We start from the raw sequence: 15,182 nt of genomic DNA, 5'->3' as shown, positions 1-15,182 counted from the left end.
CTTTTTGTTAAATCGAATGTTGTATAGAAAATATAGATGAGTGAGTTATGAGATTATTTGCTTGGGTGCTTAGGAACTGAAATTTTACCATCAATGATAGCAGTTCTAGCAGTTCTTGAAGCCTTCCAAGCCTTGCTTGAAATTTGACCCTTAGTGATTGAAACACCATTAGTATCTAAACCGTAAATTAAATCTTTGCCACTTGGGAATTTGCCTTCGTATGTACGGTCTGCAATATCCTTAACAGCAACATTAACACCAGTAATAACAGAAGTTAATACAAAGTTAGACTTCTTACCATCTTTTGACTTGTAGTTACCTAAGTTAGATTGGTCAGTGTCAACACCAATAGCCCATACTTTATCACTAGCTTTTCTAGTTTGGTTAATAGCTTTAGCTTCTTCAAATAATCCATCGCCTGCACCACCTGCAGCGTGCATTACGATATCTGCTTTTTTAGCATACATAGTTTGAGCAATAGCTTTAGCTTTATCGCTAGAATTGAAGTCACCAATGTATTGGTTTAAAATAGTAATCTTTTTACCTAATTTTTTAGCAGTATCGTTAACGCCTTTGGTAAAACCAGCATCAAATAAGTCAACAATATCACCATGTGCACCACCAATAAAACCAACTACATTAGTCTTAGTTTCGTATGCAGCAGCTACACCAGCTAAATAAGATGCTTGATTTGATAAGAAGTTTGCAGAAACAACATTCTTTTGTCCCTTAATGGTTTCATCAATAATAGCAAACTTTTTATTAGGATTCTTTTTAGCGATAGATGATACAGCGTCTTTTAATTCATAACCAACGCCAAACACTAAGTCATAGTTTTTTGAGGCTTCTTGAAGACTTGTTTCGTAATTAGCAGCTGAACCAGTAACAAAATATTGATAGCCGTTTGTTCCGCGTTTTAAATTATGTTCTTTACTGTATGATAAAATACCAGTCCATGCAGATTGTTGGAATGAGTGATCATCAACACCATGACCATCAGTAACTAATGCAACAGTTCCTTTGTTCTTTTTACCATTAGAATTAGTAGTAGTTTTGTTTGAGCATGCAGTCATTGCAACTGCTGAAAGAGTAGCAACACCCAAAATAGCAACTTTTTTCAAATTCATTAAAAATCCAATCTCCTTATTTATATATTGTTTATTGTTCGTTTATTAAATTTGTTTACTTAGTTAGAAGGTGTAGTAGGAACTTTAACCTTACCATCAATAACATTTTGCTTAGCCTTGTTAACAGCAGCCCATGCAGAATCACTCATATTGCCCTTTACTACATAAGTACCGTTACCTTTTAAGCCATAAACAAAGTGCTTACCTCCAGGAAATTCGCCGTCATAAGCCTTGTTGGCGATGTCTTCTACAGCCTTACCAATACCTTTAATTGTACTTGTAAGAGTGAAGTTAGATTTTTTACCATCTTTATCTTTATATACACCAAGACTTGATTGATCTGAGTCAACACCGATAACCCATACTTTATCATTAGCTGCTTTTTTAGTATTGATGTCTTTAGCTTCTTGGAAAACACCTTCACCGGCAGTAGCAGCTACTTGATAAATAACATCTGCTTTATTAGCGTACATAGCTTTAGCGATAGCCTTAGCTTTATCTACACTTGAAAAGTCCCCAACATAAGCATTGATGATTTTGATCTTTTTATTTTGTTCTTTTGCTGCATCAGCAACACCTTTTGCAAAACCGGCATCAAATAAGTTAAGGATTACTCCGTGTGCACCACCAACAAAACCAACAACATTTGTTTTAGTGGTGTATGCAGCTGCATATCCTGCTAAGTATGATGCATCATTAGATTTAAATGTGGCAGAAGCAACATTTTTACGATTGATAACATTATCAATCATGATGAAGTTGTTTTTAGGATGCTTTTTGGATTCGGTGTTAATAGCATCACCTAATTCATAACCAACTCCAACAATGGTTTTATATTTAGCGTTAATAGCTTGTTCGATGTTTGGAATGTGGTCACTAGCTGAACTTGATTCAAAGTAGTTGTAACCGCCATTTCCTTTGAGTAGGTCGTGAGCCTTACCATAACGTTTAAGACCTTCCCAAGCTGATTGGTTAAATGAATGATCATCAACCCCAGTGTTGTTAGTGACTAAAGCAATACTGTGATCAGCATTTTTAGCATTGCTGCTTGAAGATTTGTTTGAACAAGCTGCCATACTCAAGCCAACTGCTGATAGAAGGATACTTATTGATAAAACTTTTTTAATTTTCAATTGCATCTACATTCTCCCCAAATAATTTTCTTAACGTCAATCAACATTAACAGTCTTTTGATTAGCTGTCAAAGTAAGCTAAATTCGCTAAAAGCTTGATATATCAACGTTTATAAAATGTGATAAATCTCGCTAAGCTTTGAGTCTGTAAGGATCAGACACGATATATAGATTTTTTTCAAAAATAACACAATATCTTGTGGATAAAAATGTTGAAAAGTGGAAAAGCACAACATATAGAAAAATAAAAAGCGGATACACTATAAAATGTATCTGCTTTGCGGGCTTATTCACTAGCTTTATTAGCGTCCTTTTGATATTTTCTAACAATATCAAAGTCACTATCTTTTGCATTAACATAGCCTAAATGGTTATAGATGTTGTATAAAACATTTTTACCTTCTTTGGTTTTAATAATATTTTTAAAAGCTGCACTTAGCTTTTTTCTGAAAGTTTTTGACATATCAGAACGAACTGAGATTGTGTCATTGGGTAACCATTTAGTGAAATAGATTGGCTTAGTATCTGTCATTACTTTTGGCTCATCTTTGGCAGCAATATTTCTTGCATCAGCGAAGACGCAAGCGGCGTCAACGTCACCGTTGTAAACAGATAATATGGCTTGATCATGTCCTTGAATTTGAACCATGCGTGTTTGCTTGGGAATACTTAACCCCTTTTCGTAAAGTTCTCCAATAGGTGCAACATAACCTGAAGTAGAAGATGGAGATTGAACGGCAATCTTTTTACCCTTTAAATCTTTCCAAGTTTTAATTTTAGAACCTTTTTTAACAACAATCATTGAGCGATAATGACTCATTTTCTTGTTATTTGGCTTACCAGATGGTTCATCATAGCCTTCATTCATAGCCCTTAGTAAGACGTCTGCCGCTTTCTTTTTATGTGCTAATACATAAGTATCTCCACCGATAAAACCGACGTCTACTTTTTTAGAAGACATTGCTTCAACCAATGCAGTATTGCTGGTTGATACGGATACGTGAACAGGAATGTCGAGCTGCTTTTTTAGCAATTTTTCAAGTGGCTTAACTCGATCTTGTAGTTTGCTACCCTGGACACTGGGAACAAATTGGACATTTAATTCCTTAGGAGTGTAATTAGTGGCATTATTACTTTTACTGGTAGAGCATGCGCACATTAATCCTGCAATTGATATAGTAACTAGAGCAATAACTGCTTTTTTTAAATTCATTTTTTCATCCTCCAATAAAAATGTAACGTTCAAAACATTAGCAGGAGAAAAAGAGATTGTCAAAATAGTAGCCAAGCTCAAAATACTGATAAATAAGCCTTTTAAAAATTGGCTTGGTACTAAAGAGCCTAGAGTTATTAACTGATTTGGGCGGTTTGAAAAATAAAAAAATAAAATAACAAAAAAGCCATCGATTTCTCGATAGCTTTAGAGACAAATTATGTATACGAATCGGATTTTTAATTATTACTTAGTAACTTTTTCAATAGTTTTTTCATAGTCACGAATTACGTCAAAGTTAGAATCTTTTGAATCTTTATAACCCATGTGTGAGTAGATGCTTGACATAATCTTTTTACCTTTTTCAGTCTTCATTAAGTTCTTGAAAGCCTTTTTAAGCTTTGTACGGTAAGCTTGTGACATATCAGAACGAACTGAAATGGTATCGTTCGGAATCCACTTGGTAAAGTAGATAGGAACTACATCTTTCATGACTTGAGGAGTATCTTTGGCAGCGATGTTTCTTGCGTCAGCAAAAACGAATGCAGCATCAACATCACCGTTATATACTGCTAAAACGGCTTGGTCATGACCTTGAACTTGTGTCAAAGTTGAGTCTTTAACTACGTTTAATCCCTTTTTGTAAAGTTCAGCAACTGGATATACATAGCCAGAAGTTGAAGATGATTCTTGAACAGCAATCTTCTTGCCCTTAAGGTCTTTCCAAGATTTAATCTTAGAACCTTTCTTTACGACAATCATAGCACGATACTTGTCCATCAAAGTTTTGTTCATCTTACCAGATGGTTCATCATAGCCATAACGTTCAGCTTGTAATAAAACATCAGCAATCTTACGTTTATGTGCAAGTACATATGCATCAGGGGGTAAGAAACCAACATCAACTTGGTGTGAACTCATAGCTTCTACTAAGGCGTTATTACTTGTAGAAACAGTAACTTTAACGGGAATACCTAATTCCTTCTTGAGCAAACTTTCAAGTGGCTTAGCCTTAGCTTCCAAAGTGCTAGCTTGTGAACTAGGTACAAATTGAACATTAAGTACTTTCTTTGGTGTATAACCAGTACTTGAGCTACCCTTTGAACTATTATTACTTGAACAAGCAGTAGCTACAGCAGCTGTAAGAAGAGCCAATGCCCCAACAACAATCTTCTTAAACTTCATATTTACCTCCAACTTCACTCAAATGCTTTTTGAGCTTATGTATTAGTTTTACCAAGAAAAAAATAGTTCGTCAACCAAAAAACAAACTATTTTGTAAATTTATTTAAAAAATGACAATTTATTTAACTAAATACGAACATTATAAGAGCTAAAACAATTTAAAAAGTACACTTAATATGCCAATCAAGGTTATAAGACTGATGGTTATTATGTGGCGCTTTTTATTTAAAACAAAGATGCCTGCAAACTCACGTAATAATGCATTGGGTAAGTAGTATAACCGAGTTGGAGCTCCAACACCATTGGCATTTAATTTTGCTTTCTTTGCTAAGAGAGCAGCTCTAAAAATATGGTAATTATTACTAAAAAATTTGCATGTGTATGGTTTGTTTTTAGTGTCTTTTTCAATTATTTTTTTAGAAAAGGTCATGTTTTCTAAGGTTGTTGTAGATTGGTTTTCTAAGATAATTATTTCCCGGGGAATGCCTGCTTTAATTGCGTATTCAGCCATTGCAGCAGCTTCTGGCAATTCTTCATCAGGACCTTGTCCACCAGACATTATTATTTTTGGCCAATTTCCCGTTTTCTTTTTAACTTTTTTAGCATATTTAATAGCTGTATTAATTCTATTTGCTAGCAAAGTTGAAATTTTAGTACCATTAATCAGTCCAGCCCCTAATACAATGAGATAATTTTCACGATGGTTTTTAGGATAAAATTGATATAGAAAAACATTAATAATAAAGCTCAACATTACAATTGTTAAATAAGTTGCAATAGTTGGTGCTAATCCTAAAATAGGGGCTAGGTAAGGTGGAAGATGAAGCCAATGCGTGAATTTTTGATAAATCCATAGACCTATTAATGCAAAACCTAAAAATAGCGTTAACATGTTAGGTAAGGTGTGACTTTCGTATTTCCAGACAAAATACGCATTCCATAGTAAGAATAACCAGGCAAATGATGATAATAATAAGACTAATAAAATACCAGCTACAAATGCTAATGACCAAAGATAATGAATAGCTGGAGGAGTTAGCTTAAAAATTAAAATACTTAACCAAAAGCCCGAAATTAAGACAACTAATGCAAAAATATTGCCAGTAATTAATCTCCGAGGTTCTTTAATCCATAAATAAAGAAAAAGAGTAGATATAATAACTAAAATAACGGAAGTAAAAACGAAGGCGGGGTTATTATTAAGCTTGTCTACTAATTGATCTACGATAGACATATAAATTTTCTCCTATATATCTTATTAAGATTAAGATAGCAGAAAATGAATAAAAGTGTATGAAAAAAGCAACTAAACAGTTGCTTTTTGTTTTAAATAATTGTTTAAGATAAATGGTGATAAAACAGTAGTAACGATTATCACTAAGATTAAGCTTGAGTAAATATCTTCAGGGAAAAGATGATGTGCAATGCCGATTTGAGCTACAATCAAAGCTACTTCCCCACGTGAAATCATACCTGCGCCTACTATATTGGCATCAATTTTATTAAATCCGAATAATTCGCAGGTATATTTTCCAGCCCAAAACTTAGATAATAGTGCTAAAACAGTCATTACTATAATAAAGATTAAATCTTGTGTGAAACTTGAAAAAGTCATTGAAAGTCCAATATCTGCAAAAAATACAGGAATGAATACAGAATATCCAATCGCACTAACTGCTGAATTGACTTCTTTATATTGTGGCGTTTGTCGAATTGCTAAGCCACCAAAAAAAGCTCCTACTACTGCGCTGAGACCAGTAAAATCGGCTGCCCAAGCTAATCCAAGAGCTAGGATTAGTGAGGCGATGACTACGGAATAATTAACTTCGATTCGTTCTGCATATTTCATGAAATATGGAGCAATAAATTTAAAAATAAGCCATACAATTACAAAATAAATCACTTCGATTATCAGATTAAGAACCAAATTGTTAGTTAATCCGCTGTTACCTCCTTCGTGCGAGAAAGAAGTAAATAAGCTTAAAACGACAACTGCCAAAATATCGTCAACAACGGCTGCTCCTAAAATAGCAGTACCAGCCTTAGTATGGAGTTGATTAGCATCATGCAATACTTCAACTGAAATAGAAACACTGGTTGCAGCAAATACTATTCCGATAAACAAGGCTTCTAAAAATTTCATACCAAATAATTGGCTAGCAATTGTCATGAAGATAACTGGTAAGATAACACCAATGAAAGCAACAGAAAAACTAAGTTTAAAATATTTTTTTAATAACTCTAAGTCGCTCTCTAATCCAGCTAAAAACATTAAAAATATAACACCTAATTCAGAAAACAAAGTAATTGTACTACTTGTTTTAATTAATCCTAAAATTGCAGGTCCTAATAAGATCCCTGACAATAATTGTCCAATGACTGCTGGTAAATTAAGCCGCGTAAACAGTTGACCTAACAAGGTTGTAATTAATAGGATTAAAATTAATTCACCAATAAAATGCATATATTAACCTTTCTATGGTAAAGAAAAAAGCTTTCAAGGGGCTTCTTTGGGTCAAGAAGCCCCTTGAAAGCTTTTAAACTCCAACCACTAAAACTTATTTAACTAGCTAAACATTTTACGCAGTTCTGTCTTTTTTTGCAAATTAGTGGTCTTTTTATTACGCATAATTTTAGGGGTGGTTTTTGCTAAAAGAGCCAGACAAATAGTAATTAAATCGACAACTTCTTGTAGAATAGCCCCAGCCATTGCTGGAATAATACCTGTAAAAGCGACAATTTCAATTAAGATAACAATACTAATTGCAGTTAAAACATCAATGTTAGCTACTTTCATAGTATGTTTTGCAATAGCTACAGCATCACTAACTTTTGATAAATCATTAACCATAATTACGGCATCAGCACTTTCACTAGCAGCGGTTGCTCCTTTAGCTCCCATAGCAATACCGACATCCGCAGCCATTAGACTAGGCGCATCATTTACCCCATCACCAGTCATAACAACTGGTCGATTTTCAGATTTGATACCTTTTACAGCAGCAATTTTTTCAGCTGGTAAAAGTGAAGAACGAACGTCATCAACGCCTGCAACTGCAGCTACTTTTTGAGCAACTTCAGAATTATCACCCGTTAACATCATAATATGCTGAGCGCCTTGAGCTCTTAAAGAAGAAATTGTATCAGGTGTTTCAGGTCTGATTTGATCTGCAAATGTAATATAGCCGCCAAATTTATTATCAATAGAAATATAAATTGCAGTTGAATTGATATTTTTTAAATTTTTATCTGGAGCTACAAATGATAACTTACCTACACAGACAATTTTATCTGCTACTTTTCCGCGGACACCTTGACCTGTAACTTCTTCTAAATCTGTTACAGAATGTAATTCTGCTTTTGGTGTAGCTTTAACTAAACTTGTAGCAATGATATGACTAGAAGCTTGCTCCACACTTGCAGCAAAAATTTGCAATTCCTCTTTATTAAAGCCTTTTTCAGGAACAATTTGATCAATAACTAGTTGGTTTCTTGTTAAAGTCCCCGTTTTATCGAAGGCGAATGTTTTAGCACGTGAAAGCTTTTCAAGGACAGTCCCACTCTTTACTATGATATGATTTTTAGACATTGAACTCATACCTGATACTAGTGCTACAGGAGCAGCAATTAATAAAGGACAAGGGGAAGCAACAACCATTACTTGAGCAAAGCGAGTAGGGTCACCAGAACTAATCCAAGCTGAAATACCAATAATTAAAGAAATAATAGTAAAAGGAACAGCATAACGGTCCGCCATTTTAACAAATTTAGCAGGGGCCGCTTCAGATGACTGCACTAAAGCAACGATTGTTTGGTATTCTGAATCCTTAGCTAGCTTAGTCACTTGCATTGTTATAGCGGAATCACCATTAATTGAACCTGACATTATGGTATCATCTATTCCTTTTTCAACAGGAACAGATTCTCCTGTTAAAGATGATTCGTCAAAACTTGAACTTCCAGTAAGAATAATACCATCAACAGGAACTTGGCTACCGGGTTTAACTAAAACATGGTCACCAATTTTTAAATCATCAACTTTAACCTCGCTAACAACGCCATCAACTACTTTATTGGCTAAACGAGGATTGTTAGAAAGAAGGCTACGCAATTCTTTGTCAGCCTGACTAGTTGCATAATCTTCCAGAGATTCACCACCTGTTAACATGACTAAAATCATCCAAGCAGCCCAAAATTCATTGACAGCAACAGTACTGATAACTGCAATAATTGCTAATATGTCAACTCCCCAGTGTCCAGCTTTTAAGTCCATAATCATTTCTTTAAGCATAGACAAAGCCATTAATAATGCTGCAATATCAATAATGGTGGCTGTGAGGTGTGGCATATGCATAACAAAATCTAAAATTGCACCAATAAAGCCAAGAATTAAAGCAACGATTAATTTCCATTGATGTTTCATAAATAACCCCCGATTTCGCTTACAATCATATCTTGTCTAAAATGTAACACCCAATTGCTATTCTGTAAACTATAATGATTATAAATTGCAAATTGTAATCATTATAAAATAAAAAAGTAGCCAGGATAGACTACTTTTCTGTGATATTGTATTTTTGATCTAATTCATGACTTATATAATTAAAGGCTTTAATCCATTCACGTCTAGTTAAAAGTCCTTGAAAAACTCCCGAATCATTTACAACTGGAATAAAGGGATTATTAATAAGTAAATGAAGCTGGGCTTCCATAGTCGTATTAACAAAATTAATTGTTGTAAATTTTGTTTGCATAACTTCGCTAACTTTCATATAAGATAATGGTTCAATAGAAATATCTGAATCAGTTAACATTTTTTCTGTGATCATAGACAAGGAAAGTAATCCGACTACCTGTTGCTTATGATTTAAAACAGGAATTTTAGCATATTTAACTTTGGTTAGAATTAAAAAAGCATGATATAAGGGTGCATCTTCTTGAACAAAAGCAATTTTTGAAGCAGGAATTAAAAAAGCACCAGATTTTTGCTCAATTAAGTGTTGAATTGTTGGTGAGAACATAATAACTCCTCTATAATTATTAAAACGCTTTCTTATATAATACTTGAAAAGTAATGTAATTAATAGTACCAAAGTATTGATTTATATGTCTAATGCATAGAAAAAAGGCCCGCTGGGAAGGCGGACCTTATAGGGTTTCAATCTACTTTGGAGGAGTAAGAATGAATGAAATAAAAAGTGGGAGTATAGCAAGTCTACCTGCTTGCTATGGTTTATATATTATAGAGTAATTGTGAATAAATTTTGCTGAATTATTTAAGAAAAGCTAAAGAAAAGTTTTATAATCTTTAAAGTACATAGTTATTGATATACGAAGAAACCCCACCTTGATAGGCGGGGTAATTGAGGAATATATATGAAATATCTATTTGGGGAAATAGATTAAAGTTGATTTTCATTACTTTGGAGGAGAATGAATGAAAAAAGTTGGGGTGTTATAGCTTCGAGGTTATTTCCTCTTGCTATGGTTTATATATTAGAAGATATTTGTGAAGAAATTATGATTTAAAATCTGAAAAAATGTAAATTAATTATATCTAAAATATGATGATATAACTTATTTTTACAGCAAAAAGCATTGCATGTTTGCAACGCTTCAAAGGTTATATGTAATCTATTAGGGGAAATAGATTAAAGTTGATTTTCATTACTTTGGAGGAGAATGAATGAAAAAAAGTTGGGGTGTTATAGCTTTGAGGGTTATTTCCTCTTGCTATGGTTCATATATTAGAGAATGATTGTGAATATTTTTTGATGAATTTAGCATAGTTTTGTAAAATTTGCTGAAACAGTGAAAAAGCTCGTATTGGGGGATACGAGCTTTTTTATAAGAAATGTATATTAATTAGTAAAAAATCTATTAGGGGAAATAGATTAAAGTTGATTTTCATTACTTTGGAGGAGAATGAATGAAAAAAGTTGGGGTGTTATAGCTTCGAGGTTATTTCCTCTTGCTATGGTTCATATATTAGAGAATGATTGTGAATAATTTGTGATGAAAAATAAGTAAAAATGTAAAAGATCTAGTATGAAATTATGATTTTTCCAGAATATCCCATAATTTTTGCTCTTGTGTCTTAAAAAGATAATTTTTACGGGCAGCAGCAACTAAGATGAATTCAGGTTGATTTTTATCTAATAAAGGTAGGGCTACTAAGTTAGAATTATTTTCGATAGATAGTGAAGTTAACAAAGAAATACCTAATCCTTGCTCAATTAAAGATTTTACGATGGTTACGTCTGGACTGTTATAAATGGTTTTAATATTAATTTGATTAGCTTCTTTTAATTGTTTTAAAGCTGCACTATGGATAAAGTCATTAGTTAAATCTATAAAGTTTTCGTTCTCTAAGTCTTTAAAAAAGATACCTTTCTTTTTAGCGAGTGGATGATTTTTATTTACGATTATTTCCATTGGAAACTTTTTTAAGACGGTTAATTTTAAATCAGGATTATTGGCAACTTGCATAGTACCTAACAAAGCAATATTAATTTGACCATCTAAGAGCATTTGCTTTAATTCATGAGAACCATGTTCTTGAACATTTAAATGTTTTAAAATATTAGCTTTTAATAATTTACCAGCAATTTTTGGAAAATATTCATCACCTATTATAGGAGGTAAACCAAATAAAATATCTTCACTTAGATGCTGATTTATTTCAGTTTGAGCTACTTCAATTTCTTTGAGAATCTTTTTTACATGTTCATCAAATTGCATTCCTATATTTGTAACGTTTACGCTCTTATGTGATTGATCTCTAATGAAAAAAGTTGTTCCAAATTCTGTTTCAAGTCGTTTGATTGCTGCGGTAATAGTAGGCTGTGTTACTCCGAAACTATCAGCAGTTTTGGTATAGCTTTTTTGATTTACTAATTCATGAAAATATTTTAAATCTTGTAAGTTCATAGTTCACCTCATATAAATAAAATTTATCATATGCGCTTTTGTTGACAATAAATTGTTAAAGATAATACACTTTGCTTGTAAACAAAATAAATAAGACAAGATCTTATAATCGTATTAAGAAAGGGCGGAGTATTTATGAAAACAATGGACATTATTCATAACCCATTTAAGAACAAAGGAACTGCTTTTACTGAAGAAGAACGTAGAAAGTTAGGCTTAATTGGTACCTTACCTGGCTCTGTTCAAACAATTGAACAACAAGCAAAAAGAGTATATGACCAATACAAAATTAGACCAGATGGTATGCAAAAGCGTAAGTTCTTGATGGAAGTTTTTAATACTAACCGTACTTTATTTTACTACGTATTAAGCCATCACATTGAAGAATTACTTCCTATTGTTTATGATCCAGTTATTGCACCAGCGATTGAACAATACAGTGAAATTTTCATGTTACCACAGGAAGCGGCTTTTCTTTCAATTGAACATCCTGAAGATATTGAAGAAAGCTTGAAAAATGCAGCCGATGGTCGTGATATTCGTTTAATTGTTGTTACAGATGCAGAAGGTATTTTAGGTATTGGTGACTGGGGCGTAAATGGGGTTAATATTTCAGTTGGTAAGTTGATGATTTATACTGCAGCAGCTGGAATTAATCCAAGCCAAGTTTTACCAGTATCACTTGATGTAGGAACTAATAACCAAGAACTTATCCATGATCCATTATATTTAGGTTTAAAGAAGCCACGTGTAACTGGTAAGGAATACTATGATATGGTTGATAAGTTTGTTGCAAGTGCACGCAAGCTTTTCCCAGATGTATATATTCACTTTGAAGATTTCGGTCGTGACAATGCGACTAAAATTTTAAATAAGTATCGTAATGAAATTCCAGTCTTTAATGATGATGTTCAAGGAACTGGGATTGTATCACTTGCTGGAGTACTGGGTGCATTAGAAATTTCAGGTCAAAAGATTACTGATCAAAGATTCTTAACTTTTGGTGCAGGAACTGCGGGCATGGGTATTGCTAACTTGCTCTGTAAAGAACTGCAATTACAAGGGTTAAGTGAAGAAGAAGCTAAAAAGCACTTCTACTTGGTTGATAAACAAGGTTTATTGTTTGACGATACTGAAGGATTAACTCCTGAACAAAAACCATTTACGCGCTCACGTGACGAATTTGACAATAGCGAAGAATTGACTAACTTAGAAGCAGTTATTAAAGCAGTTCATCCTACTGTTATGATTGGGACTTCAACTACACCAGGAGCATTTACTGAAGGAGCTATTCGTGAAATGGCTGCCCATACTGAGCGTCCAATTATTTTCCCAATCTCCAATCCAACAAGATTAATTGAAGCAATGCCAAAAGATTTGCTTGAATGGACGGATGGGAAAGCTTTAATTGCAACTGGAATTCCCGTAGAGGATGTTGAATATAAGGGTGTAAGTTATGCAATTGGACAAGCTAATAATGCATTGATTTACCCAGGTGTAGGATTAGGAGTTTTGGCTTCAAAAGCTCGGTTAGTAAACGATCAAATGATTTCTGCAGCTGCTCACTCATTAGGCGGAATTGTTGATACAACAAAGCCAGGAGCAGCGGTATTACCACCTGTAAGTAAGATTCATGAATTTACTAAAACTGTTGCTAAAGCAGTTGCTCAATCAGCAATTGATCAAGGTTTAGCTGATCCAGATATTACTGATGCTGAAAAGGCAATTGAAGCAATTAAATGGGAAGCAAAATATTAATACATAAAAAGGATTAAAGATTCTCGTTTTTATGCGAGAATCTTTTTTTTATAATTAGGTATAATAGGGAGGATTAGTTTAAAGGATGTGAAAGGGATGCTAAAATGGCTCAAAAAAGTTTTTCGTATATTCTTTTTGTGCCTGATATTGTTGGGAAGTTTTTATGGAGCTTATTACTTATATCAAAGATATGAACGTTATAAAACTTATGAAACGTTATTAGCTAAAAGACCAACGTTAAAGAAAGCTAAAGATGGTACAAGTATTAGTGCAGCTTGGTATAAAGAAAAAGAATTTGAGAAAAAATTATCCAAAAAATATCCATGGATTTATACTCTTTCATTTGATACGCCTGCTTTGACATATGTAGGAAGAAATATAGCTATTCCTGGTTTGGTTTCTACAAAAGCTTATGATTTTTCAAAGAAGAAAATGGATTTAGCTACTAATATGACGCCTCAAGGGATAGCTTTTGCAGATAAATATATGTTGATTTCAGCTTATGATGGCTTGCATAAGCATAATTCTGTAATTTGGGTATTAAATAAACAAACAGGTAAATATATCAAAACTTTGCAAATAAAAGGCAGACCGCATTTGGGTGGAATAGCTTATGACCCAGTTGCTAAAAATATTTGGGTAACAAGTTCACTTGATGGAGAATCTGCTTTGGCCTCTTTTTCATTAAAGGAATTAAAGAACAATAAAGGAAAAAGACCAGTTAAGTATAATAACCAAATGGCCTTACCTGGTATATCACGTGCTTCAACAGTTACTTATTTTGATAATCAATTATTTGTTGGCTTTTTCAATATGTATGAAAAGGGAACAGTTTCGGGATATACAATTGCTAGAAGTGGCAATTTTAAAGGGTCAATTACTACTGATGAGATTAAGGCAAGTACAGGTTCTGCTGCTTGGTCAACAGCAACAGGATCAACTAGCATGGATAAGCAAATTCAGGGAATAGCTTTTTATCAAGATAAAATATTTTTAAGTCAATCATATGGTAGTCAAAATTCTAAACTTTATATTTTTCCAGTATCTGCTTTAAATTCGCTTGATGAAAAAAATGCCGAAAGAGTAATTGAGTTACCGCCATACTTAGAACAAATTACCGTTGAAAATGGACAATTAATTTGTTTATTTGAATCAGGATCAAAAAATTATGCTCGTTCACAAATTATGATTATGGATAGAACACTATCATTAAATATAAATGCACTGTTTTCTAGTTACTAGAATTTAATAATGTAGAAAGTAAGAAAAAATGGATAAGACTGTAAAGAAAAAAGTACTTTTTTTAACTAAATTATCTGGCTGGTTGTGTTTTTTCCCGATAGCTTTTTTCTGGGAATTATATTTATGGGGCTATGAACCTAGCTTCTTTTTGCTAGGGATGATGGGAATTATTTTGGTATTTGCTTTGGTTTTGTTACTAAGTGATGTAACAGAACTCTGTTATAATAGGAATCGAATGCGAAGATGGATGATATTTGCAGCCGTTTTTGTATCAGTTTTAGTTGCAGTACCACTTTATTTTGCAATGCGAAAACTTCCAAAAAAGTAACAGATACTAAATATTTGTAAAGAAGCTTGCGTATATCGATATAATTTGTAAAATTTTTGTAATATAATATGCAGAATGTTAGGGGTGAACTGATGAAAAAAATAGAAGAAACAGAAAAGAAGCCATCTAAAGGTAAAGCTATAACTAGTTTTGTGTTGAGAACTATTTTTTATTTTGTAGTTTTGTTGGCATTGATTTATTTATACGAATATAGCGGAATTGATTCAGTGCACTTTATTTATAATGAATTTTAGTTAGAGGATTTT

Annotated in this window: 13 protein-coding genes; 4 read left to right on the top strand and 9 right to left on the bottom strand. The window is 33.1% G+C overall.

Annotated elements, in window-relative coordinates; translation table 11 throughout:
• Positions 1-53: 53 nt before the first annotated feature.
• The 9 genes from ACNDLV_RS00255 to ACNDLV_RS00215 form a co-directional block, all read right to left on the bottom strand.
• Entirely contained in the window at positions 54-1,127 is a 1,074-nt protein-coding gene (locus ACNDLV_RS00255) for a BMP family lipoprotein (RefSeq protein ID WP_006587513.1), read from the bottom strand.
• A 59-nt stretch (positions 1,128-1,186) separates the two neighbouring features.
• On the bottom strand, positions 1,187-2,266 hold the full coding sequence (locus ACNDLV_RS00250; RefSeq protein WP_006586022.1) for a BMP family lipoprotein: 1,080 nt from the start codon (positions 2,264-2,266) through the stop codon (positions 1,187-1,189).
• 280 nt (positions 2,267-2,546) lie between these two features.
• On the bottom strand, positions 2,547-3,473 hold the full coding sequence (phnD, locus tag ACNDLV_RS00245) for a phosphate/phosphite/phosphonate ABC transporter substrate-binding protein (RefSeq protein WP_022091356.1): 927 nt from the start codon (positions 3,471-3,473) through the stop codon (positions 2,547-2,549).
• 246 nt (positions 3,474-3,719) lie between these two features.
• Entirely contained in the window at positions 3,720-4,658 is a 939-nt protein-coding gene (locus ACNDLV_RS00240) for a phosphate/phosphite/phosphonate ABC transporter substrate-binding protein (protein ID WP_006587511.1), read from the bottom strand.
• Positions 4,659-4,806: 148 nt separating this feature from the next.
• Positions 4,807-5,892 (bottom strand): YdcF family protein, encoded by a 1,086-nt coding sequence (locus ACNDLV_RS00235; RefSeq protein WP_006586019.1) that lies wholly within the window; start codon positions 5,890-5,892, stop codon positions 4,807-4,809.
• A gap of 72 nt (positions 5,893-5,964) precedes the next feature.
• Positions 5,965-7,122: a cation:proton antiporter gene (locus ACNDLV_RS00230; protein WP_006586018.1), complete on the bottom strand. Its 1,158-nt coding sequence runs from the start codon at positions 7,120-7,122 to the stop codon at positions 5,965-5,967.
• 102 nt (positions 7,123-7,224) lie between these two features.
• Positions 7,225-9,081 carry a heavy metal translocating P-type ATPase gene (locus ACNDLV_RS00225; protein WP_006587510.1) on the bottom strand — a complete coding sequence of 619 codons (1,857 nt, stop codon included), beginning with the start codon at positions 9,079-9,081 and terminating at the stop codon, positions 7,225-7,227.
• Between the two features lie 130 nt (positions 9,082-9,211).
• On the bottom strand, positions 9,212-9,679 hold the full coding sequence (cbpB, locus tag ACNDLV_RS00220; RefSeq protein ID WP_006586016.1) for a cyclic-di-AMP-binding protein CbpB: 468 nt from the start codon (positions 9,677-9,679) through the stop codon (positions 9,212-9,214).
• A gap of 1,033 nt (positions 9,680-10,712) precedes the next feature.
• Complete coding sequence (locus ACNDLV_RS00215) at positions 10,713-11,588, bottom strand: LysR family transcriptional regulator (protein ID WP_006586015.1); 876 nt, start codon at positions 11,586-11,588, stop codon at positions 10,713-10,715.
• Positions 11,589-11,723: 135 nt separating this feature from the next.
• Here ACNDLV_RS00215 and ACNDLV_RS00210 point away from each other — a divergent pair, with 135 nt between their 5' ends.
• From ACNDLV_RS00210 to ACNDLV_RS00195, 4 genes are all read left to right on the top strand, one after another.
• The gene (locus ACNDLV_RS00210; protein WP_006586014.1) at positions 11,724-13,346 is read left to right on the top strand and encodes a malolactic enzyme; all 1,623 of its coding nucleotides are present in this window, start codon (positions 11,724-11,726) and stop codon (positions 13,344-13,346) included.
• A 96-nt stretch (positions 13,347-13,442) separates the two neighbouring features.
• A complete protein-coding gene (locus ACNDLV_RS00205) occupies positions 13,443-14,588 on the top strand; it encodes a YncE family protein (RefSeq protein ID WP_006586013.1) in 1,146 nt (381 codons plus the stop codon).
• A 28-nt stretch (positions 14,589-14,616) separates the two neighbouring features.
• Positions 14,617-14,916 carry a hypothetical protein gene (locus ACNDLV_RS00200; protein ID WP_006586012.1) on the top strand — a complete coding sequence of 100 codons (300 nt, stop codon included), beginning with the start codon at positions 14,617-14,619 and terminating at the stop codon, positions 14,914-14,916.
• Positions 14,917-15,008: 92 nt separating this feature from the next.
• The gene (locus ACNDLV_RS00195; RefSeq protein WP_022091354.1) at positions 15,009-15,170 is read left to right on the top strand and encodes a teichoic acid D-Ala incorporation-associated protein DltX; all 162 of its coding nucleotides are present in this window, start codon (positions 15,009-15,011) and stop codon (positions 15,168-15,170) included.
• Positions 15,171-15,182 lie beyond the last annotated feature (12 nt).

This window comes from Lactobacillus fornicalis, from assembly GCF_055362665.1.
Note: the sequence above shows the minus strand (reverse complement) of the source record. Positions and strands in the feature narration are given on the sequence as shown.

Coding starts and splice junctions, on each gene's coding strand:
- ACNDLV_RS00255 (WP_006587513.1), bottom strand. CDS start 1,127: ATGAATTTGAAAAAAGTTGCTATTTTGGGTGTTGCTACTCTTTCAGCA.
- ACNDLV_RS00250 (WP_006586022.1), bottom strand. CDS start 2,266: ATGCAATTGAAAATTAAAAAAGTTTTATCAATAAGTATCCTTCTATCA.
- phnD (WP_022091356.1), bottom strand. CDS start 3,473: ATGAATTTAAAAAAAGCAGTTATTGCTCTAGTTACTATATCAATTGCA.
- ACNDLV_RS00240 (WP_006587511.1), bottom strand. CDS start 4,658: ATGAAGTTTAAGAAGATTGTTGTTGGGGCATTGGCTCTTCTTACAGCT.
- ACNDLV_RS00235 (WP_006586019.1), bottom strand. CDS start 5,892: ATGTCTATCGTAGATCAATTAGTAGACAAGCTTAATAATAACCCCGCC.
- ACNDLV_RS00230 (WP_006586018.1), bottom strand. CDS start 7,122: ATGCATTTTATTGGTGAATTAATTTTAATCCTATTAATTACAACCTTG.
- ACNDLV_RS00225 (WP_006587510.1), bottom strand. CDS start 9,081: ATGAAACATCAATGGAAATTAATCGTTGCTTTAATTCTTGGCTTTATT.
- cbpB (WP_006586016.1), bottom strand. CDS start 9,679: ATGTTCTCACCAACAATTCAACACTTAATTGAGCAAAAATCTGGTGCT.
- ACNDLV_RS00215 (WP_006586015.1), bottom strand. CDS start 11,588: ATGAACTTACAAGATTTAAAATATTTTCATGAATTAGTAAATCAAAAA.
- ACNDLV_RS00210 (WP_006586014.1), top strand. CDS start 11,724: ATGAAAACAATGGACATTATTCATAACCCATTTAAGAACAAAGGAACT.
- ACNDLV_RS00205 (WP_006586013.1), top strand. CDS start 13,443: ATGCTAAAATGGCTCAAAAAAGTTTTTCGTATATTCTTTTTGTGCCTG.
- ACNDLV_RS00200 (WP_006586012.1), top strand. CDS start 14,617: ATGGATAAGACTGTAAAGAAAAAAGTACTTTTTTTAACTAAATTATCT.
- ACNDLV_RS00195 (WP_022091354.1), top strand. CDS start 15,009: ATGAAAAAAATAGAAGAAACAGAAAAGAAGCCATCTAAAGGTAAAGCT.